General features: G+C 68.0%; 20 protein-coding genes. 9 read left to right on the forward strand and 11 right to left on the reverse strand.

Annotated features, from left to right (window positions below):
- Window positions 1-14 precede the first annotated feature (14 nt).
- Complete coding sequence (locus AC5IG3_RS09995) at window positions 15-683, forward strand: DUF4136 domain-containing protein (protein ID WP_491906151.1); 669 nt, start codon at window positions 15-17, stop codon at window positions 681-683.
- On the opposite strand, the gene AC5IG3_RS10000 is transcribed toward AC5IG3_RS09995, so the two are convergent.
- Window positions 655-1,563: a DUF6279 family lipoprotein gene (locus AC5IG3_RS10000; protein ID WP_491906152.1), complete on the reverse strand. Its 909-nt coding sequence runs from the start codon at window positions 1,561-1,563 to the stop codon at window positions 655-657. The genes AC5IG3_RS09995 and AC5IG3_RS10000 overlap by 29 nt on opposite strands.
- A gap of 88 nt (window positions 1,564-1,651) precedes the next feature.
- Between AC5IG3_RS10000 and glmU the strand changes: the two genes are divergently transcribed.
- Window positions 1,652-3,061, forward strand: a complete 1,410-nt coding sequence (gene glmU, locus AC5IG3_RS10005) for a bifunctional UDP-N-acetylglucosamine diphosphorylase/glucosamine-1-phosphate N-acetyltransferase GlmU (protein WP_491906153.1) — start codon at window positions 1,652-1,654, stop codon at window positions 3,059-3,061.
- A gap of 34 nt (window positions 3,062-3,095) precedes the next feature.
- Window positions 3,096-3,584, forward strand: a complete 489-nt coding sequence (locus AC5IG3_RS10010) for a J domain-containing protein (RefSeq protein WP_491906154.1) — start codon at window positions 3,096-3,098, stop codon at window positions 3,582-3,584.
- Window positions 3,585-3,604: 20 nt separating this feature from the next.
- Here AC5IG3_RS10010 and minE read toward each other — a convergent pair whose 3' ends face one another.
- The 4 genes from minE to AC5IG3_RS10030 are packed head-to-tail and all read right to left on the reverse strand — an operon-like array spanning window position 3,605 to window position 6,426.
- Window positions 3,605-3,868: a cell division topological specificity factor MinE gene (minE, locus tag AC5IG3_RS10015; RefSeq protein WP_491906155.1), complete on the reverse strand. Its 264-nt coding sequence runs from the start codon at window positions 3,866-3,868 to the stop codon at window positions 3,605-3,607.
- Between the two features lie 4 nt (window positions 3,869-3,872).
- The gene (minD, locus tag AC5IG3_RS10020) at window positions 3,873-4,688 is read right to left on the reverse strand and encodes a septum site-determining protein MinD (RefSeq protein WP_491906156.1); all 816 of its coding nucleotides are present in this window, start codon (window positions 4,686-4,688) and stop codon (window positions 3,873-3,875) included.
- Between the two features lie 50 nt (window positions 4,689-4,738).
- Window positions 4,739-5,533, reverse strand: a complete 795-nt coding sequence (gene minC / locus AC5IG3_RS10025; RefSeq protein ID WP_491906157.1) for a septum site-determining protein MinC — start codon at window positions 5,531-5,533, stop codon at window positions 4,739-4,741.
- Window positions 5,534-5,538: 5 nt separating this feature from the next.
- Window positions 5,539-6,426 carry a Rossmann-like and DUF2520 domain-containing protein gene (locus AC5IG3_RS10030; RefSeq protein ID WP_491906158.1) on the reverse strand — a complete coding sequence of 296 codons (888 nt, stop codon included), beginning with the start codon at window positions 6,424-6,426 and terminating at the stop codon, window positions 5,539-5,541.
- 61 nt (window positions 6,427-6,487) lie between these two features.
- On the opposite strand from AC5IG3_RS10030, the gene AC5IG3_RS10035 reads away from it, so the two are divergent.
- Window positions 6,488-7,678: a 2OG-Fe(II) oxygenase family protein gene (locus tag AC5IG3_RS10035; protein WP_491906159.1), complete on the forward strand. Its 1,191-nt coding sequence runs from the start codon at window positions 6,488-6,490 to the stop codon at window positions 7,676-7,678.
- A 44-nt stretch (window positions 7,679-7,722) separates the two neighbouring features.
- A complete protein-coding gene (locus AC5IG3_RS10040) occupies window positions 7,723-8,421 on the forward strand; it encodes a fumarylacetoacetate hydrolase family protein (protein ID WP_491906160.1) in 699 nt (232 codons plus the stop codon).
- Window positions 8,422-8,452: 31 nt separating this feature from the next.
- Here AC5IG3_RS10040 and AC5IG3_RS10045 read toward each other — a convergent pair whose 3' ends face one another.
- The 3 genes from AC5IG3_RS10045 to AC5IG3_RS10055 form a co-directional block, all read right to left on the reverse strand.
- Window positions 8,453-9,319, reverse strand: coding sequence for a ProQ/FINO family protein (locus AC5IG3_RS10045; RefSeq protein WP_491906161.1), 867 nt, complete (start codon window positions 9,317-9,319; stop codon window positions 8,453-8,455).
- Window positions 9,320-9,383: 64 nt separating this feature from the next.
- Window positions 9,384-12,077 carry a bifunctional acetate--CoA ligase family protein/GNAT family N-acetyltransferase gene (locus AC5IG3_RS10050; protein ID WP_491906162.1) on the reverse strand — a complete coding sequence of 898 codons (2,694 nt, stop codon included), beginning with the start codon at window positions 12,075-12,077 and terminating at the stop codon, window positions 9,384-9,386.
- Window positions 12,078-12,233: 156 nt separating this feature from the next.
- Window positions 12,234-13,382 (reverse strand): branched-chain amino acid ABC transporter substrate-binding protein, encoded by a 1,149-nt coding sequence (locus AC5IG3_RS10055; protein WP_491906163.1) that lies wholly within the window; start codon window positions 13,380-13,382, stop codon window positions 12,234-12,236.
- A 464-nt stretch (window positions 13,383-13,846) separates the two neighbouring features.
- Here AC5IG3_RS10055 and AC5IG3_RS10060 point away from each other — a divergent pair, with 464 nt between their 5' ends.
- Together AC5IG3_RS10060 and AC5IG3_RS10065 are read left to right on the forward strand one after the other, a co-directional pair.
- The gene (locus AC5IG3_RS10060; protein ID WP_491906164.1) at window positions 13,847-14,266 is read left to right on the forward strand and encodes an SET domain-containing protein; all 420 of its coding nucleotides are present in this window, start codon (window positions 13,847-13,849) and stop codon (window positions 14,264-14,266) included.
- 50 nt (window positions 14,267-14,316) lie between these two features.
- A complete protein-coding gene (locus AC5IG3_RS10065) occupies window positions 14,317-14,850 on the forward strand; it encodes an SRPBCC family protein (RefSeq protein WP_491906165.1) in 534 nt (177 codons plus the stop codon).
- A 27-nt stretch (window positions 14,851-14,877) separates the two neighbouring features.
- Here AC5IG3_RS10065 and AC5IG3_RS10070 read toward each other — a convergent pair whose 3' ends face one another.
- The gene (locus AC5IG3_RS10070; RefSeq protein ID WP_491906166.1) at window positions 14,878-15,720 is read right to left on the reverse strand and encodes an HDOD domain-containing protein; all 843 of its coding nucleotides are present in this window, start codon (window positions 15,718-15,720) and stop codon (window positions 14,878-14,880) included.
- Between the two features lie 117 nt (window positions 15,721-15,837).
- Between AC5IG3_RS10070 and AC5IG3_RS10075 the strand changes: the two genes are divergently transcribed.
- A complete protein-coding gene (locus AC5IG3_RS10075; protein WP_491906167.1) occupies window positions 15,838-16,599 on the forward strand; it encodes a DUF2189 domain-containing protein in 762 nt (253 codons plus the stop codon).
- Between the two features lie 12 nt (window positions 16,600-16,611).
- Window positions 16,612-16,821 (forward strand): DUF2788 domain-containing protein, encoded by a 210-nt coding sequence (locus AC5IG3_RS10080; RefSeq protein ID WP_491906168.1) that lies wholly within the window; start codon window positions 16,612-16,614, stop codon window positions 16,819-16,821.
- Window positions 16,822-16,848: 27 nt separating this feature from the next.
- On the opposite strand, the gene AC5IG3_RS10085 is transcribed toward AC5IG3_RS10080, so the two are convergent.
- On the reverse strand, window positions 16,849-17,124 hold the full coding sequence (locus AC5IG3_RS10085) for a DUF493 family protein (protein WP_491906169.1): 276 nt from the start codon (window positions 17,122-17,124) through the stop codon (window positions 16,849-16,851).
- A 35-nt stretch (window positions 17,125-17,159) separates the two neighbouring features.
- Window positions 17,160-18,314 carry a D-alanyl-D-alanine carboxypeptidase family protein gene (locus tag AC5IG3_RS10090; RefSeq protein WP_491906170.1) on the reverse strand — a complete coding sequence of 385 codons (1,155 nt, stop codon included), beginning with the start codon at window positions 18,312-18,314 and terminating at the stop codon, window positions 17,160-17,162.
- Window positions 18,315-18,331 lie beyond the last annotated feature (17 nt).

Raw genomic sequence — 18,331 nt, forward strand, 5'->3', positions numbered from 1 at the left:
CCGGAAGGAACGCCATGCACGCGAACGCCCTGTTGACCCGCTGGAGCCGCGCCGCCGCGCTGCTGCTGGCCGCCGTGGTGCTGACCGGCTGCGCCGCCTTCAACCAGGTCGGCGTCGATGTGGCGAGCTTCGGCGCCTGGCCCACCGGGCGCGCTGCCGGCGCGTTCGCGTTCGACCGCCTGCCTTCGCAAACCGACGGCGGACCGGCGCAGGACACGCTGGAAGCCGCGGCGCGTGAGGCGCTGGAACGCGTCGGCTTCAGCGCCGCCACCGACGCAGCCCGCGCCGACGTGCTGGTGCAGGTCGGCACGCGCGCCGGCAGGCTGATCGATCCGTCGGGCAGCAGCATCGGCTGGGGTGTGGGAATAGGGACGGGTGGGCGCTCGGGCGGACGGGTCTCCGGTGGCGTGAACCTGGGTTTCCCGATCGGCACGGCGCCCGGCTCGCTCTACTTCGGCCCGCCGGGCTGGCCTGACAACTACAGCCGCGATTACCGCGAGGCGTCGCTGCTGCTGATCGACCGGCCAAGCCGCAAGGTGCTGCTGGAGTTGCGCGCCCGCGCCGAAGGCCGCCTGTCGGGCGATGCACTGCTGGCGCCGCTGTTCGAGGCCATGCTGCAGGGCTTCCCGGACATCGCGCCGGGCACGCGCCGCGTCACGGTGCCGCTCGACCCGACGCGCTGACGGCGCCAACCACGCCGGGCGCGCCCGCCACAGGCACGAAGCTGCGCAGGTCGGCAGCCCAGCCGAGCAGTTTTCCGGCCACGTTCTCGCGCTGTGCCGGCGTGGTGCGGCGGTGCAGTTCGGCGATGAAGCGGCACTGGTAAGCCATCAGCGCTTGGCGCTGGCTTTTCTGGGCTTCGCTGGCGGGTTGGGTGAAGCGCTGCAACCAGGCCTGCACCTGTTCCTGGCGCTGACGCGGGTGCTGTGCCGCCGCACCGAGCTGGGCAAAGCGCTCCAGCGTGTCGCGCTGGCGGGCCTGGCGCTCGGTCAGCCAGCGCTCGGCGTCCCAGGGCGAGCGGCGTACCTGCTCGGCCAGAAAGTCGCGCTGGCTGCTGTCGAGTCGGCCGTAGAGCGATTCGATGCGCTCCTGCACCCGGTCGATCGCCGCCTGTTCGCGCTGGCGCGGGTCGCGCGGCAGTTGTTCATCGCGCCAGGTGGCGTCGTTCTTGGCGAAGCGCGCTTCCAGGTGGCGCAGTTGCTGGGGCGTCAGCGTCGGCAGCAGTTCGGCCATGGCCGGCACCAGCGGCTGCAGATAGGCGTCGCGGCGCTGTTCGAGCTTCTGCCACCAGCCGCAGACCTGCTCGGGCGTGACTTCCTGGCGCGCTTCCTGTGCGGCCTGCTCCAGCAGGGCAACGTCGCCCGCCAGCCCCTGCCCAACCACCGCGCCTTGGCGGTGCACCACCAGCCACTGATCGAGCGCAGCGCGCACCTGGCGGCCCTGGGTCTCGTCGAGGTCGAGGTAGCGATCGACCCACCAGGTACCGAGCCGGGCGCCCTGGCCGTAGCCCAGCCGCAGCGTGCTGCAGCCGCACAAGACCAGGGCAAGCGCGGCGAGGGTCACGGTTCTGGTCCAGCGCCGGTTCAGCCGACACGATCGGCTGCCGATAATCCGGGATTCCCCAAACAAGATCCATCGAGAGGATGAGCGCATGAGGCTAGATGTCGTGATCATGGCGGCCGGCAAGGGCACGCGGATGAAATCTGCCCGCCCCAAGGTTCTCCACCCATTGGCTGGGCGGCCTTTATTGCAACACGTCCTGGAGACGGGTGCCGGCCTGGGGGCGGATCGCCTCATCACCATCACCGGCCACGGCGCCGAGTCGGTCGAAGCCGCCATGCGCGCCGCGCTGCCCACCGCACCGCTGGCCTTCGTGCGCCAGGAGCCGCAACTCGGCACTGGCCATGCGGTGCAGCAGGCGATTCCCGCGCTGGGCCCGGATGACCAGGGACCCGGCGTCACGCTGATCCTCAACGGCGACGTGCCGCTGGTGCGCGCCGAGACTGCCCGCGCGCTGGTCGCCGCGTGCAGCGGTGAAAAGCTCGCACTGCTGACGGTGCAACTGGCCGACCCGACCGGCTATGGCCGCATCGTCCGTGACGCAGCGGACCACGAACGCGTGCTCGCCATCGTCGAGCACAAGGACGCCACGCCCGCGCAACGCCAGATCACCGAGGGCTACACCGGCATGATGGCCGTGCCGACCGCGCAGCTCAAGCGCTGGCTGGCCAACCTGCGCAACGACAACGTGCAGAAGGAGTACTACCTGACCGACATCGTCGCCATGGCCGAGGCCGACGGCGTGCCGGTGGTGGCCACGCTGGCCCAGAACGAGACCGAGGTGCTGGGCGTCAACAGCCCGCTGCAGCTGGCCGAACTGGAGCGCCGCTTCCAGCGCCAGCAGGCCGACGCGCTGATGGAAGCCGGCGTGCGCCTGATGGACCCGGCCCGCTTCGACCTGCGCGGCACGCTGGCCTGCGGGCGCGACGTGGCCATCGACGTCAACTGCGTCTTCGAGGGCACGGTCACGCTGGGCGACGATGTCAGCATCGGCGCGAACTGCGTCATCCGCAACGCCGTCATTGCGGCCGGCGCGGTGATCCACCCGTTCACCCACATCGACGGCGAAGCGCTGGGCGTGGAAGTGGGCGAGGGCGCGCTGATCGGCCCGTTCGCCCGCCTGCGCCCCGGCGCCAAGCTGGGCGCCGAAGTCCACATCGGCAACTTCGTCGAGGTCAAGAACAGCACGCTGGCGCGCGGCGCCAAGGCCAACCACCTCGCCTACCTGGGCGACGCGACCGTGGGCGAGCGCGTCAACTACGGCGCCGGCAGCATCACCGCCAACTACGACGGCGCCAACAAGCACCGCACCGTGATCGAGGCCGATGTGCATGTGGGCAGCAACTGCGTGCTGATCGCGCCGGTGACGCTGGGCGCGGGCACCACGGTGGGCGGCGGCTCGACCATCACCAAGGACGTGCCAGCCGGCAGCCTGGCGGTGGCGCGCGGCAAGCAGGTGGTGTTGAGCAACTGGACGCGGCCGGTCAAGGCCAAGAAGTAAGGACGGCACGCAGTCACGCACGCAGCCCGCCGCCATGGACCCGCTCTCGCCCCGCCAGATCCGCACGCCCGACGTTTCCGCGCCGGTGCATGCGACGCGGCCGGCGTCCCCGCGTGACGCGGAGCCGGGCGGGCCGGGCGTGGGCCAAGGCGCGCGCAACCCCTTGCTGCACCCCACGCACCACGAGCGCCTGGGCGTGCCGCCCGACGCCGATGAGGTGACGCTGAGCGAGGCCTATCAGCGCGCAGCCTCTGAGCAAGGGGCGGAACAGGCCATCGGCCAGGACGCCGACGCCACCTGGCCGCAGCCCGGCGTGCCCGAAACTGCCGCCGCCAAGCAACGCCAGTTGAAGCTGGCTTACGACGTGCTGCAAGACCCGCAGCGCCGCGCCGTCTACGAACAATGGCTGGCGCGCGAGCAGCAGAAACTGCAGGCCGCAGCAGGTGGATCGGCACGGTGGCGTTGGGCCTTGACCCTCACGGTGATCGCCGTGCTGGTGCTGGCGGTGTGGGCGCTGGCGTAGACACGCTCAGCGAGCGACCCTCAGCGCGGCGTCTCCGGCAACTCGATCTTGACTTCCAGCACTTCCAGGTTGTCCTGACGCTCCAGGTGCACCTTGATGTCCTGCAACTGGATCTGCACGTACTTGGAGATCACTGCCAGCAATTCGCGCTGCAGCGCCGGCAGGTAGTCAGGCGTGCTGCTGCTGCGGTCGCTGCGCTCATGGGCGAGGATGATCTGCAGGCGCTCCTTGGCGACGCTGGCCGTGTGTTTTTTCTCACCGAGGAAAAGGGACATCAAGCTCATCGCATCACCTGCCGCCAAAGACGCGCTTGAAGAAGCCGGGTTTGACGGCTTCGGTGAAGCGGATCGGGCAGTCGCGCCCGAGGAAGCGCTCGACCAGATCCTTGTAGGACTCGGACACGTCGGTGCCCTTGATGTGGATCACGGGCACGCCCTGGTTGGAGGCGTCGAGCACGGCTTCTGACTCCGGAATCACGCCGATCAGCTTGATGCGCAGGATGTCCTGGATGTCATCGAGCGACAGCATCTGCCCGCCCTGCACGCGGGTCGGGTTGTAGCGGGTGATGAGCAGGTGCTCCTTGATCGGCTCGCGGCCTTCGATCGCCCGCTGCGTCTTGGACGCCAGCATGCCCAGGATGCGGTCGGAGTCGCGCACCGACGACACCTCGGGGTTGGTGACCACCAGCGCCTCGTCGGCAAAGTGCATGGCCATCAGCGCGCCGGTCTCGATGCCCGCGGGCGAGTCGCAGACGATGTACTCGAAGCCCATGTCGGACAACTCGGACAGCACGCGGGCCACGCCGTCCTGCGTCAGCGCGTCCTTGTCACGCGTCTGCGAGGCCGCCAGCACGTAGAGGTTCTCGCACTGCTTGTCCTTGATCAGCGCCTGGTTGAGGTTGGCTTCCTGGTGGATGACATTGATCAGGTCATAGACGACGCGGCGCTCGCAACCCATGATCAGGTCGAGGTTGCGCAGGCCGACGTCGAAATCGATCACGGCGGTCTTGTGACCCGCCAGCGCCAGGCCGGTGGCGAAGCTGGCGCTGGTCGTGGTCTTGCCTACGCCGCCTTTGCCGGAGGTGACGACGATGATTTTGGACATCGTGAGGTCTCTGCTTTCTTTTTATAGGAATGGGGTGGGGCGGGCCGTACTCAGGACTTGATCGGCTCGATCACGAGTCGCTCGCCGTCCATGCGCACTTGCGCCGGCTTGCCTTGGATATCGGCAGGAAAAGGCACATCGACGGTGCGATAGGTGCCCGCAATCGAGATCAGCTGCGCTTCCATGCAACTGCTGAAGATCCGCGCCTGGCTGTTGCCCTTGGCACCGGCAATGGCCCGGCCGCGCAAGGGTGCGTAGACGTGGATGCTGCCGTCGGCAATCACCTCGGCACCGGCGCTGACCATCGCCAGCATGACCAGATCGGTCCCGCGCGCATAGATCTGCTGGCCCGAGCGCAGCGGCCGGTCGACCACCAGGGCGGGCAACAGCCTGGCTGCCTCGGGCGCCGCGTTGGCCGCCTGGTGCACCGCCTGCTCCAGGGCCGTGATCTGTGCGGCGAGCATCTCGGACGGGTTGTCCACAGGCATGCTGCTGCCCGTGCGAATGCCGGCTTCATCAGGCGCCTCGGCCAAGCCGGCCGCGCGGGCGGCGGCCATCTGGTCGACGTTGCCACCACAGGCCGCCAGCGGCAGCAGGTGGTATTTACGCAGCAGCGCAATCAGCGCAGGCAAGTCCAGCGGCGTGGTGGCCTCTCGAACCCGCGCCAGGTCGATCAGCAGCGGATCGTTGTCGAACAGGCCGGGAGCATCCGCCGCCTGGGCCTGCAACTCGCGCGCAAGCTCGGTCAAGTCAGGCGACTTGAGCGCCAGAGAGGTCAGCGTCAGCGAAGCGCTCTTCAATTCAAGCGTGGACACAGTCTTTTGGCGACGAAAGGCAAGGGCCATGACGTTTACGAGTTGGTTGCTTGCAGTTTAGCGGCCAGATGTTCCAGCACGGTGGCGTCCAGACGGCCGCCTTGGCGCACCAATTCGAGCTGACGCAAACCAAATGCACGAAAAATCTCGACATGCCCTGGGCCCAGCGCTGACAACGCGGCCAACTGACGCGCCACCACCGCCGCATCTCCGCGCGAAATTGGCCCCGACTGCGCGCCCACCAAGCCCCGCGACGCAGCCGCATCGAGCGTGCCGCGCGCCAGCGGCAGCAGCGCGCGCAGCGCGTCGGCCTCATTGACACCCAAGCTGGCCCAGACCTGCGTGGCCTCATGCAGCAGCGCCAGCAGGTAGCTGGCCGAATAGGCCGCCGCCGCGTGATAGCGCGCCCGCGCCCCGGCCGGCAGGCGCAGCGGCTGCAGGCCCAGGTCGGCCGCCATGCGCTGCAGTTGCGCCAGCAGCGCGCCGTCGGCCTCGATCGCCGCGCTGCAGCCGGCCAGCGTGGTGTGCGCCGGGTCGGAGAAGATCTGCAGCGGATGCAGGCCGCCGATGGCCGCGCCCGCGTCGGCCGCCGCCTGCAGCGCGCTGACCTCGGTCGCGCCGCTGCAGTGCACCACCGCCACGCCGGGCCGCCAGCGCAGGCTGGCCACCGTGGCTGCGATGGCGTCGTCGGGCACCGTCAACACCACCAGCGCGGCACGGTCGACCGCATGCTGGACGCTGCAGGCCAGGCCCGGGTCGCCCAGCCGCTGCGCCAGCGCCCGGGCCGATTCGAGCCGCCGACTGGCTACCGCCACCAGCGGCCAGCCAGCGTGCTGCAAGGCGCCGCTCAACACCTGGGCGACGCGGCCGGCGCCGATGAAGGCCAGACGCGGCCGGGCAGGGGAATCGGGGTTCTGCTCCATGAGCGTGAGTGTGCAGGATCGCCACCGCGACACAATGCGGACAACACCCGGAGCCTGCTGCATGAACATCCCCGAGCTGCAATCCCGCCTGCGCGCCTTCTCGGCCGAGCGCGACTGGGAGTCCTATCAAACGCCCAAGAACCTGGCGATGGCGATGGTGGTCGAGGCCGCCGAGCTGCTGGAGATTTTCCAGTGGCTCACGCCCGAGGAATCGCAGCAGCTGACGCCCGAAGTGCAGCAGCACCTGGGCGAGGAGATGGCCGACGTGCTGGCCTACCTGCTGCAGATCGCCGACCGCTGCGGCGTCGACGTGGCCGCCGCCGTGGAGCGCAAGCTGGCACTCAACGCCATCAAGTACCCGGCGCGGCCGCAACGCCCCAAACCGCCCGCGCCGGTGGCAGCGCCAGCCGCCATCCCCGTGCTCGACTACACCGCGCCCGACACGCCCGAGCGCTTCTGCCGCAGCCTGCGCGAAACCGGCTTCGCGGTGCTGACGCAGCACCCGATCGCGCAGGCGCTGGTCGAGCAGATCTACGCCGAGTGGTCGGCCTTCTTCGACCTGCCCGCCCGCCACGCCTACGCGTTCGATGCCGCCACGCAGGACGGCTACGTCAGCACGGCGCTGTCCGAGACCGCCAAGGGCCGCACTCAGAAGGACCTGAAGGAGTTCTTCCACCTCTACCCCTGGGGCCGCTACCCGGCCGAGGTGTCGGACGCCGCGCAGCGCTACCGCGTGCAGGCCGAGACGCTGGCGGCGCAGCTGCTCGACTGGGTCGACGCGCACCTGCCGGCTGACGTGCGCGCGCGCCTGTCGATGCCGCTGCCGCAGATGATCGAGGCCAGCCAGCAGAACCTGCTGCGCGTGCTGCGCTACCCGCCGCTGACCGGTGACGAGCCCGCCGGCGCGGTGCGCGCCGCCGCGCACGAAGACATCAACCTGCTCACTGTGCTGCCCGCCGCCAGCGAGCCCGGCCTGCAGGTGCTGGGCCTGGACGAGGTCTGGCGCGACGTGCCGTGCGACTTCGGCATGCTGGTCATCAACACCGGCGACATGCTGCAGGAGGCCACCGGCGGCTGGCTGCCCTCGACCACCCACCGCGTCATCAACCCGAGCGGGCCGGCGCGGCTCAAGGCGCGCGTCTCGCTGCCGCTGTTCCTGCATCCCCGGCCCGAGGTGCGCCTGTCCGAGCGCCACACCGCCGGCAGCTACCTGGCCGAGCGGCTGCGCGAGCTGGGCCTCAAGGCCGCTTAGAACACTGAGTCATTCCCCACCGTCGTGCTTTTCCTGGAGTCCGCATGAGCTACGTTTTTGAACCCTCGCCCCGCGTCACCGTGCCGGTGGCGGGCAGCACCGATCTGTTTCCGGTGCGCCGCATCTACTGCGTCGGCCGCAACTACGCGGCGCACGCGCGCGAAATGGGGTTCGATCCGGACCGCGAGCCGCCGTTCTTCTTCTGCAAGCCCGACAACGCGCTGGTCGTCGTGCCGCCCGGCCAGACGGTGGATGTGAGTTATCCACCGCTGAGCAGCGACTACCAGCACGAGATCGAACTGGTCGTGGCCATCGGCCAGGCCGGCCGCAACATCGCGGTCGAGCAGGCGCTAGCGCACGTCTGGGGCTACGCCGTCGGGCTGGACATGACGCGCCGCGACCTGCAGCTCAAGCTGCGCGACAAGGGCCGGCCGTGGGAGCTGGGCAAGGCGTTCGACCAGTCGGCGCCGATCGGCGAACTGCATGCGGCGGCACAGGTCGGCCACCCGGCCACGGGTGCGATCTGGGTGCAGGTCGACGGCGCGGACCGCCAGCGCAGCGACATCGCCAAGCTGATCTGGTCGGTGCCCGAGGTGATCGCCAACCTGTCGACCTACTTCGAGCTGCAGCCCGGCGACCTGATCTTCACCGGCACGCCCGAAGGCGTGGGCAGGGTCGAACGCGGCCAGACGATGCGCGGTGGCATCGACGGCCTGGGTGAACTGGCCGTGCGCGTCGTCTGAGCGACGCACAGGCAGGTCTCACCCGCCGGGGTCAGCGTGGGCGGCCTGGACCGCCGCGTGACGGGCCACGCGGTCCACGAGCATCACCGCGACCCTCGCCACGCGCGTCGTCCCGGCCCGGACGGCCACCCCGGCCGGACGGACGGGGATCGCGCTCGAAGCGGCGCGGCGCGGCGGCGTCTTCAGCGGCCTCGCGGCGGGCGATGTCGAGCAGCGCGTCGAGCTTGTCTTCAGGCACGTCTTTCAACGCGCAGAAGTTGGCCCGCGTCAGCGTGGTCTTCTCGAAATCGCGCAGCAGGCCGGCGCGGTTGTAGCGCTGCTGGCCTTCCAGCGCACGCTGCTGATCCTCCAGCGCGCGACGCTCCTGGGTCAGGTTGCGGCGACGTTCGAGTTCCTCGTTGGCGACCTGGCGGTGCTCGTCGCTGACCTCGCCGGCGGGCTGGCCCGCCAGGTCGTAGCGCTGGGCCGACTTGGCCAGCGCCAGCAGGTAGGACGTGCTGCCGGTGTGGCGGCGCAGGAAGGCCGACAGCGCCGGCTTGCTGAACTCGCCGGGCGCAGCGGCCTGGATGTCGGCCTGGATGCGCAGCTTGACCGGCTTGGGCGAGCCGGTGAACAGCAGCGGGAAGCGGGCCTTGATCGCCTGCGCCACGGCCGCGTGGTCGATGCTGGCACGCGGTGCCGCAGGGGCCGCACCAGCCGGAGCCGGCTCGGCTTCAGCAGCCGCGCCGTCTTCAGCCGCAGCGTCAGCGGTCTCGTCATCGGCAGGAAGCTCGGCGGCCGGGGCGGCCTCCGAGACGGATTCCGCCACCGGCAGCGCCTCGGCCACGGCAGCGGCTGCCGTGTCAGGAACCGGAGTGGAATCGGCCGCTTCCGGCTGCGGCGTGGGAGTAGCGGACATGGGTGCAATTCAAGCGGGAAGGGCGCCGATTGTGCCGTTGTTATGCCGTTGTCTGGCGTGGGGCCTACAACAGCTTGGTCACGAGCTTGAAATCGGGGTCTTCGCTGCAGTGGCCGACCTTGAATCCCAGCCCCTGCATCAGCCGCAGCATGTTGGGGTTGTTGGCCAGCACCATGCCGACGATTTCGCTCAGGCCGCGGCTGCGGGCGATGTCCATGATGGCCTGCATCAGCCGCGTGCCCAGGCCCTGGCCCTTGTAGGCGTCGGACACCACCAGCGAGAACTCGCAGCTGGTCTGGTCGGGGTTGGTGATGTAGCGCGACACGCCGATGATCTGCTCGGTATCGGTGAAGCCACCCTCGCTGTCGGGCGTGCGCTCGCGGTGCACGGCGACGAAGGCCATCTCGCGGTCGTAGTCGATCAGCGTGTAGCGCGCCAGCATGCGGGCAGGCAGCTCGTGCATGGCGCTGGCGAAGCGGAAGTAGCGGCTCTCCTGCGACAGGCCGCGCGTGAAGGCCTGCAGCATCTCGGCGTCGTCGGGGCGGATCGGGCGGATGGTGTAGAGGTCACCGCCCTTCATCGGCCACTCGCGCTCCTGGCTGGCCGGGTAGGGCGGGATCGCCAAGTGTGGATAACTCTCGGGCAGGCCGGGCGGCGCCGGGCCGATGACGATGCGGGCGTCCACCGCCACCGCGCCGTCCTCGTCGACGATGATGGGGTTGATGTCCATCTCGCGCAGCTGCGGCAGCGCGCAGACCATCTCGGACACGCGCAGCAGGATCTGCTCGATGGCGCCCTGGTCGACCGCCGGTGCGCCGCGCCAGACCTCCAGGGTCTCGGCGACGCGGGCGCGCTCGATCAAGCGGTGCGCCAGGAACTGGTTGAGCGGCGGCAGCTCCATGGCGCGGTCGGCGATCAGCTCGATCATGGTGCCGCCGGCGCCGAAGGTAATGACCGGGCCGAACGGGTCGTCGGTGGTCAGGCCGATGTAGACCTCGCGGCCGCGCCGCTTGGCCGCCATCGGCTGGATGGTCACGCCGTTGAGGCGGGCGTTGGGCTGGGCGCGTTTGACGGCCGCGAGCATGTCGTTGTAGCTGTCGCGCACCTGGGTGGCGCTGGCGACGTTGAGCACCACGCCCTGCACGTCGGACTTGTGGCTGATGTCGAAGGTGTCGATCTTGAGCGCCACCGGGTAGCCCAGCTGGCTGGCGATCAGCATCGCCTCGTTGGCGCTGCGTGCCAGCATGGTGCGGGTGACCGGGATGTGGAAGGCCGCCAGCAGCGCTTTCGACTCCATCTCGGTCAGCACCTGGCGGCGCTCGGCCAGCACGGCCTCGATCAGCAGGCGTGCGCCTTCGGTGTCAGGCTGCGCCGGCAGCGACAGCGGCGGCGGCGTCTGCTGCAACAGCTGTTGATTCTGATAAAAGCTCGCGACGTTGTGGAAGGCGTCCACCGCCGCCTCGGGCGTGCGGAAGGTCGGGATCGACTGGGCGTTGAGCAGGGCGCGGGCCTCGCGCACGCTGTCCTCGCCCATCCAGCAGGTCAGCAGCGGCTTGGCGACCAGGTTGAAGCTCTCGCACACGGCGCGGGCGATGGCGGCGGCGCACTCGACCGGGTCATCGCAGGGCTTGGGGCTGTAGATCACCATGACGCCGTGCACGCCATGCTCCTTGGCGCAGGCCAGCAGCGCGGCGCGGTAGTGCTCGGCGCTGGCGTCCTCGCCCAGGTCGATGACCTGCTCCAGCGTGGCGTGGGCCCCCAGCTTGGGCGCCAGTTCGGTGCGGGTGGTGTCGCCCAGTTGCGCCACCGCCAGGCCCAGCTCGTTGGCCCGATCAGCGCCCAGCACGGCCGGCCCGCCACCGTTGGTGATGATGGCCAGCGTGCGACCGACCGGCCGGAAGCGCGAGGCCAGGCACTTGGCGGCCGAAAACAGCTGGGTGAACGAGCGCACCCGCACCACGCCGGCACGGCGCAGCGCGGCCTCGAACACATCGTCGGAGCCGACGATGGCGGCCGAATGCGTCAGCGCTGCGCTGGAGCCCGCCGGCTTGCGGCCCGCCTTCATCACCACCACCGGCTTGGCGTAGGCGGCCGCGCGCATTGCGCTCATGAAGCGGCGTGCGCTGTGGATACCTTCCATGTAGACCAGGATGCTCTGGGTGGCGGCGTCGTGGGTCAGGAAGTCCAGCACCTGCGGCAGGTCGACCACGGTATTGGGGCCGAGCGAAACCACCGCCGAGAAGCCGACACCGTTGCGCTGCGCCCAGTCGAGGATCGATGCCGTCAGCGCACCAGACTGCGACACCAGCGCCAGCGGCCCGCGTGCCGCCAGCCGCCCGACGGCGCTGACGTTGAGCTGCAGGTGCGGCCGCTGGAAACCCAGGCTGTTGGGACCGAGCAGGTGCATGCCGTGGCGGCGCGCAATCGTCTGCAGTTCCTGGCAGGGCGCGCTGGCCATGCCGGAGGAGATCACCAGCGCCGCGCGGCAGCGGATGCGCCCGGCAATCTCCAGCGCGGCGGCCACCTTGTCCACAGGCAGGGCGATGACGGCCAGGTCGGCGCGGGCGTGCACCAGTTCGCTCAGGGTGCCGGTCATCTCGGTGTCGAGATGCGTGATGTGGATATCTTCAGGCCCGGCCTGCAAGGCCTGGAGCAGCGCGCGCGCCTGCGGCGCCACCGTGTCGGCCTGGGCCGGATCGCCCGCGAAGACGACGATGGACTTGGGCGAAAACAGCGGGGTCAGGAAATGGACGTCCAAGGAGTGATCCGTAGCTGATCTGTGAATGGGTCAGCATACGTCAGCCCGGAGCGTCCGACGCTCAGCAAAAAGGGCAGAGGCCCTGACCGCGTGGCGGCCGTGCACTCTGCCCTGTGGATAACGCAGCGGCGACGCTGCGGGTCCGTGAACGACCGATCAGCGCACCACGCCGATGTTGGTCTGCTTGCCGTCCTTGTAGCTGTGCAGGGTCAGCGCACCGTTCTTGATGTCGCCCTTGTCGTCAAAGGAGATCAGGCCCGTGACACCCTTGTAGCCGGTGGTCTTGGCCAGCACCGGCAGGTACTTGGCCGGGTCCGAAGAGCCGGCCTTGACCATGGCCGCAACCATGACGTTGAGCGAGTCGTACACGTAGGGCGAGTAGATCTGCACATCGACGCCGAACTTGGTCTTGAAGTTGGCACGGAAATCGGCCATGCCCTTCATGGCGGCCGAGTCCTTGTCGTCGATGCCGCCGGCTTCGGCGCACACCACCTGGTCGTCGTCCATCGCGCCACCGGCCAGCTTGGGCAGTTCGCCCGAGCAGATGCCGTCGCCGCCCATGAACTTGGCCTTGATGCCCAGCTGCTTCATCTGGCGCAGCATCGGGCCGGCCACCGCGTCCATGCCGCCGAAGAAGACCACGTCGGGCTTCTTGGCCTTCAGGTTGGTCAGGATGGCGGTGAAGTCCGTGGCCTTGTCGTTGGTGAACTCGCGTGCCACGGTCTTGCCGCCTGCGCCCTTGACGCCCTTCTCGAACTCGTCGGCCACGCCCTGGCCGTAGGCCGTGCGGTCATCGATCACCACGATCGACTTGCCCTTGAGCTGGGTCACGGCGTACTTGCCGAGCGTGCCGCCCAGCTGGCCGTCGTTGGCGACCACGCGGAAGGTGGTCTTGAAACCTTGCTGGGTGTACTTCGGGTTGGTGGCCGAGGGCGAGATCTGCGGAATGCCGGCGTCGCTGTAGATCTTGGACGCGGGAATCGAGGTGCCCGAGTTCAGGTGACCGATGACGCCCATGACCTTGGAGTCGACCAGCTTCTGCGCAGCGGCCGTGCCTTGCTTCGGATCACCACCGTCGTCTTCTGCCAGCAGTTCGAACTTGACCTTCTTGCCACCGATGGTGACGCCTTTGGCATTGAGCTCGTCAATGGCCATGCGGGCACCGTTTTCGTTGTCCTTGCCGAGGTGGGCAATCGCGCCACTGGTCGGGCCGACGTGACCGATCTTCACCACCTCTTGAGCGGAAACAAAACCTGCCGACCCCAGAACAGCCGCAGCGATCACGACGTTGAACTTGAACTTCATGGAGGAACCTTCCAACTGTGTTGAACAAACTAAGACAGGCGTAGAGCGTACCAAGTTACGTGCCAACCCTGACCCGGTGTTTGTTCTGACATCGGCTCAACAGCTGTTGCTCACGTGTCAGCTTGAAGCGCGTGAGCGACTTCGTTTGAAGATTTCTTCGACTTTCTGGTGATGTCTTCTTAGTTGGTATTTCTATTTTCATAAATTAGTAGTCATAGTAGAGGCTCGTACCTCCTGTGGGTAAGTCAATTTTTCTTTTGAAAATCAAATACTTAATGCTTTGCTAAGCATGTGGGTTGTACCCGGGACAAGCGCGGGACTCACAGACAACAACTTGGCCGCAGGCACACTCCCGGTGGATAAACCCACAGCTGTTCACGAGTTGCCCACAGTGTTGTCACTTGACAGAGCGGGGCTGCACCTGTTTGATGCGGGCTTCTCATTCACAGCTGTGTAAAACCGACATGGGCACCCCTGCCAACCCCCAGAAATTTGCCGTCGTGAACGGCCCGAGCCTCATCGACGGGACGGGGGCCTTCGCGGCCGAGGCCATTCCCGCCCGGCGCAAGATCGGCGAGATCCGTGGCGAGACCATCAGCGTCTACGAGGCCTGGGAGCGGGCCAAGAAGCTCGAACGCATCATGATCGTGGAGGTCAACGAGCGTCGCGCGATCGATGCCTCGCGCTCGACCGACCCGCTGCGCTACACCAACCACAGCTGTAGTCCCAACGCCGTGCTGCGCATTCGCCAGGGCCGGGTCGAGATCTACGCCATGCGCGCCATTGCCCTGGGCGACGAGATCACCTGCAACTACGGCGAAACGCACCACGAAGGCAAGCTGACGTGCCAATGTGGTGCGCCCAACTGCATCGGCAAGCTCTGACCCCCTGGGTTTCGATGTTCCATGTCCACTGACTGTGGAGAACTGGATTCATGCGCTGGTTGATCAATGTGCTCAAAGCCCTGCTGGTGCTGATGGCCCTGCTGTCCTTGCTGGCCTACGCGCTGCCCGAGCGTCGCCAGATCGAGCGCAGCCGGGTGATCGTGGCCAGTGCCGAGCGGATCTGGCCGCTGGTCATCGAGTCGCGCCGCTGGGCCGCCTGGTCGCCCTGGTATGCCAAGGACCCGGCCATGACGCTCAGCTACAGCGGCCCGGTCAGCGGCGCCGGTGCGCAGTGGTCGTGGACCAGCGCCAGTCAGGGGCGCGGTACCGTGCGCTTCGAGTCGGCCGAGCCGCTGCGCCGCCTCAGCTACAGCCTGGTGTTCGAGGACATGGGCAGCACCGCCAGCGGCGATATCCGGCTCGAACCTGTCACGGGTGGCACCCGCGTGACCTGGACCTTCGAGACCCGCCTGGGCAGCAATCCGCTGATGCGCTGGTTGGGTCTGGTGCTGGATGGCATGCTGGGCGCCGACTTCGAGGCGGGTTTGGCCAAGCTGGCGAGCCTGGCCCAGCCGCCTGACTGAAGCCGCCTGCCCACTTGTCCACAGGTTTCAGCTGTCGAGTTCGCGCACCAGTCGGGTGGCGGCGCTGTGTGAGAGGCGCAGCAACTGGGCGATTTCATCGATGTCATCGGGCAGCGCCGGGTTGTCCCAGCCGGCCGCGGAGTGACGCGCGAGTTGCACCGCCAGCCGCACGGTGCAGATCTGTGGATAAATCAGCGCCTGGCCTTCGGCCTTGTCGTCGGTCAGGCGGATCAGCAGCTCGGGCAGGTGCCAGGCGCGCATCAGGTTCTGCTCAAGCGCGCCCAGCGTGACGTTGAGCACGGCGCGCTGCAGGTCGGCCGAGCGCAGCGTCGGGTCGGCCTGGCGTCGCTGCGCGAGGTCGGTGGCCAGCGCCGGGGCGTGGCACCACAGCAGCATTTCGGCAAAGTCGTGCAACAGCGCGGCTTCCTGCAGGATGGCCGCATCGCCGTCCATGCGGTGCACCGCAAAACCCAGTGCAAAGCGGGCCGCGCGATGCGAGCGCTGCAGCACCTTGTCCAGCCCCTCGCGCGCCTGTGGATAAGTTGTCAACAGGTTTTCAACAGACTCCAAGGTGCTGAATGTCCGAAAGAATGGGCCGATGCCCATCATCATCACCGCCGCCGTGACGGTCTCGGCATCGGTGATCTGCTGAGCGCGGCGGTGGGTCGATACATGCACCAGCAGTTGCAAGGTCATCAGCGGATCGCCCGCGATGGCCTCGCTGACCATGTGCGCGTCCACGCTGCCGTTGGCGTCCTCGATCTCGGCCAGATGCTGCAGTTCGGCAGCCGTCTCGGCCAGCACGGGAATGCGCAGCTGGCGGAAGGCGGCGGTCCAGGCGTTCAGATCGGGCAGGGGCTGGGTCAACATGGTGCGACGGCGAGGGGTGTGAAAGGTTTATCGGTGCCTGGCGGACAGGGCTTGAGCCGGAGGAACCCGCATGTCCTGCATCAAGTCTGATGCGAGGTGTTTGGACTAGCATGATGCATGGAAGTCGACACCGCCACCCCCGATCTTGCCCTGCGTACCGTGCGTCCCCTGCAGCCCCTGGTGTGGCTGGAGCGTGCCTGGCACGACATCCGTGCCACACCATGGCTGAGCCTGGGCCACGGACTGGCGCTGGCGCTGTTCGGTGGCACGCTGATGGCGCTGGCGCATCACCGCTTCTGGGTGCTGGCCGGAGCGTTTTCGGGCTTCATGATCGTGGCGCCGGTGCTGGCCACCGGGTTGTACGCCCTGAGCCGTGCGCTGGAGCGCGGTGAGCGCGGGGACTGGCGCACGGTCTGGGCGGTGTGGCGCTCCTTCGATCGACGCCTGGTGGCGTTCGGCCTGCTGCTCGGCCTGGCGGGCACGGGCTGGGTGCTGACGTCGGCGGCGCTGATCACGCTCTATGCGCCAGCGCCGATCGCCACGCCGCTTGATTTCCTGCGCGAGGTGGTCGTGGCGCGCGATTCCTGGCTGTTCGAGGTCTGGCTCGGGCTGGGTGGCCTGCTGGCGGCGCCGGTATTTGCCTCCAGCGTGGTGGCGATTCCGATGCTGCTGGATCAGCCCGTGAGCCTGCGAACCGCCGTGCTGACCAGCTGGCGCAGCGTGGTCGAAAACCCGCTGCCGATGGCGGTCTGGGCAGCTCTCGTGATGAGCTTCACCTTGCTGGGCTTGGCGTCGCTGCTGCTGGGACTGATTGCCGTGGTGCCAATGCTGGGCCATGCCAGCTGGTACGCCTACCGTGATCTGGTGGCGCAACGCTGAGCGGGGCACATCATGTTTGGCTACAACGAAGAACAGATCGCCCAGTTCGGTCTGACGATTGGCGTCAGCGCCTTCATGATCTACATGCTGTTCGTGATCGCACAGCTGGCGCGCGAGTCCAAGGCCGGGCGCTTCGGCACCTTCGTGCTGTTCCTGGTGCTGTCGTTTGGCATGCTCGGCTTCGTGGCCAAGAGCATCATCGCCTGGGTGCTGAAGATGTAGCGCCCAGGCCGGCCCCGGGCGTCACGCTTACAGCACGATCTTGACCATCGGGTGGGTCGACAGCGTGCGGTACAGCTCATCGAGCTGTTCGCGGCTGGTGGCGTTGATGGTGAGCGTCAGCCCCAGGTAGTTGCCGGCCTTGCTGGGACGCTGCTCGATGCTGCCGGCGTCGAAGCCGGGGTCGAACTGCAGCGCCACCTGGGTGATGGCTTCGATGAAGCCCTCCACGCGCGCGCCCATCACCTTGATCGGGAAGGCGCAGGGGTATTCGATCAGGGACTGCTCGGGGGGAATGTCGCGCATGGGGTGACCTGTGTGAGGGAGGGCGGGTTCGTCGATCAGCGGATCATCAGGCGCAGGCTGTCCCACAGGCGGCCGAACAGGCCGGCGGCGGGCACCGCCTCGGTCACGGTCAGGGGCAACTCGGCCACCAGCTTCTGGCCGTTCATGACCTTGAGCGTGCCCACTTGCGGGCCGACCGTCAGCGGCGCCAGCAGCGGCTCCTTGTGGGTGATCTGGCTCTTGAGCTGTGCGCCTTCGCCGCGCGGCACGGTCACGATCACCGGCTGCAGCAGGCCGAGCTTGGCCTGGGCGCTGGCGCCCTTCCAGACCTGCGCGGTGGCGATGGTCTGCCGGGCGTCATAGAGCTTGACGGCATCCCAGGCGCTGTAACCCCAGTTGAGCAGCTTCTGCGCCTCGACGGCGCGCGCTTCCTTGGACGATGCGCCCAGGATCACGCTCACCAGCCGGCGCTGGCCGCTCGGGAAGTCACGACGGGCGGTGGCGATCAGGCAGTAGCCGGCGGCGTCGGTGTAGCCGGTCTTGAGGCCGTCGACGCTCGGGTCACGCCACAGCAGCAGGTTGCGGTTGGTCTGCTTGATCTTGTTGTACTGGAATTCCTTGATCGTGTAGAAGCGTGCCTCTTCCGAGAAGTCCTCCAGCAGGCGCGTGGCGATCACCGCCAGTTCGCGCGCGGTGCTGACGTGGCCGGGCGCAGGCAGGCCTTCGGGGTTGCGGAACTGCGTGACCTTGAGGCCGAAGGCCTGGGCCTGGCGATTCATCATCGCGACGAAGTTCTCCACCGAGCCGCCCACCGCTTCGGCCAACTGCACCGTGGCGTCGTTGCCGCTCTGCACGATCATGCCCTTGATGAGGTCCTCGACCTTCACCTGCGTGCCGATCTGGATGTACATGCGCGACGCGTCGGTCATGCCGGTGCGCCAGGCGCGCTCGGACACGGTCAGGTTCTGGTCGAGGCTGAGCTTCTTCTCGCGCAGCGCCTGGAAGACCAGGTAGGCGGTCATCAGCTTGGTGAGCGATGCCGGCTCGATGGTGACGTCGGCCTCCCGCTCGGCCAGGGCCTTGCGGGCGCCCACGTCGTAGAGGAAATAGGCGCGTGCGGCGATCTCGGGCGCCGGCACTTGTGCCAGGGCGGTTTGGGGGGCCAGGTGAGCGGCGGCCAGCAGGGCCAGTCCGGCAAGCAATTTTTTCATCGGGATCGGTTCAGGAG

It is taken from the genome of Leptothrix sp. (in: b-proteobacteria), assembly GCF_965250675.1.
Taxonomy (GTDB): Bacteria; Pseudomonadota; Gammaproteobacteria; order Burkholderiales; family Burkholderiaceae_C; genus Sphaerotilus.

Excerpts from the sequence above, each read along its gene's own strand:
- minD (WP_491906156.1), bottom strand. The coding sequence starts at position 4,688 with ATGTCCAAAATCATCGTCGTCACCTCCGGCAAAGGCGGCGTAGGCAAG.
- minE (WP_491906155.1), bottom strand. The coding sequence starts at position 3,868 with ATGAGCTTGATGTCCCTTTTCCTCGGTGAGAAAAAACACACGGCCAGC.
- AC5IG3_RS10080 (WP_491906168.1), top strand. The coding sequence starts at position 16,612 with ATGTTTGGCTACAACGAAGAACAGATCGCCCAGTTCGGTCTGACGATT.
- AC5IG3_RS10055 (WP_491906163.1), bottom strand. The coding sequence starts at position 13,382 with ATGAAGTTCAAGTTCAACGTCGTGATCGCTGCGGCTGTTCTGGGGTCG.
- minC (WP_491906157.1), bottom strand. The coding sequence starts at position 5,533 with ATGGCCCTTGCCTTTCGTCGCCAAAAGACTGTGTCCACGCTTGAATTG.
- AC5IG3_RS10040 (WP_491906160.1), top strand. The coding sequence starts at position 7,723 with ATGAGCTACGTTTTTGAACCCTCGCCCCGCGTCACCGTGCCGGTGGCG.
- AC5IG3_RS10090 (WP_491906170.1), bottom strand. The coding sequence starts at position 18,314 with ATGAAAAAATTGCTTGCCGGACTGGCCCTGCTGGCCGCCGCTCACCTG.
- AC5IG3_RS09995 (WP_491906151.1), top strand. The coding sequence starts at position 15 with ATGCACGCGAACGCCCTGTTGACCCGCTGGAGCCGCGCCGCCGCGCTG.
- glmU (WP_491906153.1), top strand. The coding sequence starts at position 1,652 with ATGAGGCTAGATGTCGTGATCATGGCGGCCGGCAAGGGCACGCGGATG.
- AC5IG3_RS10065 (WP_491906165.1), top strand. The coding sequence starts at position 14,317 with ATGCGCTGGTTGATCAATGTGCTCAAAGCCCTGCTGGTGCTGATGGCC.
- AC5IG3_RS10035 (WP_491906159.1), top strand. The coding sequence starts at position 6,488 with ATGAACATCCCCGAGCTGCAATCCCGCCTGCGCGCCTTCTCGGCCGAG.
- AC5IG3_RS10045 (WP_491906161.1), bottom strand. The coding sequence starts at position 9,319 with ATGTCCGCTACTCCCACGCCGCAGCCGGAAGCGGCCGATTCCACTCCG.
- AC5IG3_RS10075 (WP_491906167.1), top strand. The coding sequence starts at position 15,838 with ATGGAAGTCGACACCGCCACCCCCGATCTTGCCCTGCGTACCGTGCGT.
- AC5IG3_RS10030 (WP_491906158.1), bottom strand. The coding sequence starts at position 6,426 with ATGGAGCAGAACCCCGATTCCCCTGCCCGGCCGCGTCTGGCCTTCATC.
- AC5IG3_RS10060 (WP_491906164.1), top strand. The coding sequence starts at position 13,847 with ATGGGCACCCCTGCCAACCCCCAGAAATTTGCCGTCGTGAACGGCCCG.
- AC5IG3_RS10085 (WP_491906169.1), bottom strand. The coding sequence starts at position 17,124 with ATGCGCGACATTCCCCCCGAGCAGTCCCTGATCGAATACCCCTGCGCC.
- AC5IG3_RS10010 (WP_491906154.1), top strand. The coding sequence starts at position 3,096 with ATGGACCCGCTCTCGCCCCGCCAGATCCGCACGCCCGACGTTTCCGCG.
- AC5IG3_RS10070 (WP_491906166.1), bottom strand. The coding sequence starts at position 15,720 with ATGTTGACCCAGCCCCTGCCCGATCTGAACGCCTGGACCGCCGCCTTC.